We start from the raw sequence: 1,854 nt of genomic DNA, 5'->3' as shown, positions 1-1,854 counted from the left end.
CTTTGGAAAAGATGTATGTAGATGTGTTTCAGCCATCATTAATGGGAAAGAATAGGGGTGAAACGCATGAATACTCAATTTAAAAAAGGTGTTTTAGAGTTGATTGTATTAAAGGCTATTGTATCGGATGATCTATATGGGTATCAGCTTGTGTCTCGTATCAACGAGGTAATTCAAGTAAATGAAGGTACGATTTATCCTTTGTTGAAGCGATTGTCGAACGATCGTTTGTTGGAGTCTTATTTAAAAGAATCTACGGAGGGTCCTCCAAGAAAGTATTATCATATCACAAATTTAGGACTTGAAAGATATGATGCATTATTATCGGAGTGGACGGATTTTTCAGATAGTGTAAATGCATATTTGAAAGGAGTGAAGTAGGGTGTTAAAAAAGGAATTTTTGGATGTTTTAAATCAAAAGTTATCGTTGATTAGTGATAAAGAAAGAGAAGACATCATATTGGAATATGGAACGTATATTGATGACAAGATTGCTGGTGGTGTTGCAGAAGAAGAGGCTGTTGCTGGTTTTGGCGATGTGGATGAATTGGTAAAGGATATTCTAGATGCATATAAGATCAATACGGACTCAATGGATCCATTCTCTAATCGTGCAGATAAAACGATTGATAAGGTGTATGCCAAGGTTGAGGAATTGTTTTCTAAGCTTGGTAATTTTTCGATGAATGAAATTTTTCACATCTTATTTGATGCGATTGTTTTAGTGTTGATTTTGTTGATTGGAAAAGTCATCGTGGTTGATATATTATGCCAATTTTTATTGTCTATGATTTTTTCATTCTTTGTCGGATTCTATATGATCACAGATTTTATGTTAAGTCTTTGTCGCATCCTATATTTATGTTTAGCCATTTATTTCTTTGTGAAAGTCATGGCTAAAAGAGTGGAGCGTTATCGTTTGCATGCACATAATGTGGGTGTGATGGATGATATCAAAGATACTTGGAATGATAATATTAAATCGAGTGATTTGCCTCCAACACCTGAGAGTCCTTTGTATCATGAAAGAAAGCCAAGTCACCTTGAATCGGATGTCTTAAAGGTGATCTTAGTCTTGGCTATGATTCCTGTAGCGTGTGTTTTGATTGGTAGTGGTATTGGCTTGGTTGTCATGATATATGTAACTATTGTATATGCCACAACAAGTACTGGATTATATTGTATGGATATTGCCTTTGTGTTAGGAAGTTTGGCAATACTATTGATGTTAGTTCGTGCTTGGCCTAAGAGGGTGGATACAAATGCGTAAGTTAGGTGTATTGTTGGTTGTTTCAATCTTATTATTTGTGTTTGGCTGTGGAACTTTTGTGTATGAATTGAGTCAAATTAGTCCAAATCAAATTGATTTGTCAAAAGAAACGCAGACTATGACAACGACAATGCCAGATCGTTGTCGTTTGTATACAAAAACGTATTTAAGTTCGGTTGGCGATGTACGTGTCGTTGTGGATGAGATGGTGGAAGATAATCGATTACCGAATAATTCATTGGTGATCACATATCCTAAAATGCTTCATGTTGTGCAGGATGGGGATCAATTGGATTTACAGATGGATGATTATGAAATGTCAAAGAATCTTCAAACCATTTTTGATACATTCAAATCGAAGAGTTATGATGAGTATTGTGCAAAGAATGGTGAAATTCATGTAAGTCTTCGATATGGCAAGGCATTAAAGGATAAAATTACATTGGTGGATGACTACTATTAAGGAACAGTTTATACTGTTTCTCAGACTGTTGACAAAGTGACTGTCGACAGTCTTTTTAAAATCTGATAGAATATCTGTGGCAGAAACGTACTTCATAAACCCAAAAATAGTCGACGTTTCT

3 protein-coding genes are annotated in these 1,854 nt (G+C 35.1%); all 3 read left to right on the top strand.

What is annotated here, in order from left to right:
• Positions 1 to 66 precede the first annotated feature (66 nt).
• From ACZQCL_RS07760 to ACZQCL_RS07750, 3 genes are read left to right on the top strand one after another with little or no spacing between them, the layout of a single operon-like run.
• Positions 67 to 381, top strand: a complete 315-nt coding sequence (locus tag ACZQCL_RS07760; protein WP_227993350.1) for a PadR family transcriptional regulator — start codon at positions 67 to 69, stop codon at positions 379 to 381.
• A 1-nt stretch (position 382) separates the two neighbouring features.
• On the top strand, positions 383 to 1,270 hold the full coding sequence (locus ACZQCL_RS07755; RefSeq protein ID WP_482482612.1) for a DUF1700 domain-containing protein: 888 nt from the start codon (positions 383 to 385) through the stop codon (positions 1,268 to 1,270).
• A complete protein-coding gene (locus ACZQCL_RS07750; protein ID WP_482482610.1) occupies positions 1,263 to 1,733 on the top strand; it encodes a hypothetical protein in 471 nt (156 codons plus the stop codon). The genes ACZQCL_RS07755 and ACZQCL_RS07750 overlap by 8 nt, the downstream gene beginning before the upstream one ends.
• Positions 1,734 to 1,854 lie beyond the last annotated feature (121 nt).

The organism is Holdemanella sp. (assembly GCF_056804935.1).
The sequence above is the reverse complement of the archived record's forward strand: the minus strand, read 5'-3'. Positions and strand labels throughout refer to the sequence as shown.

Excerpts from the sequence above, each read along its gene's own strand:
- ACZQCL_RS07760 (WP_227993350.1), top strand. The coding sequence starts at position 67 with ATGAATACTCAATTTAAAAAAGGTGTTTTAGAGTTGATTGTATTAAAG.
- ACZQCL_RS07750 (WP_482482610.1), top strand. The coding sequence starts at position 1,263 with ATGCGTAAGTTAGGTGTATTGTTGGTTGTTTCAATCTTATTATTTGTG.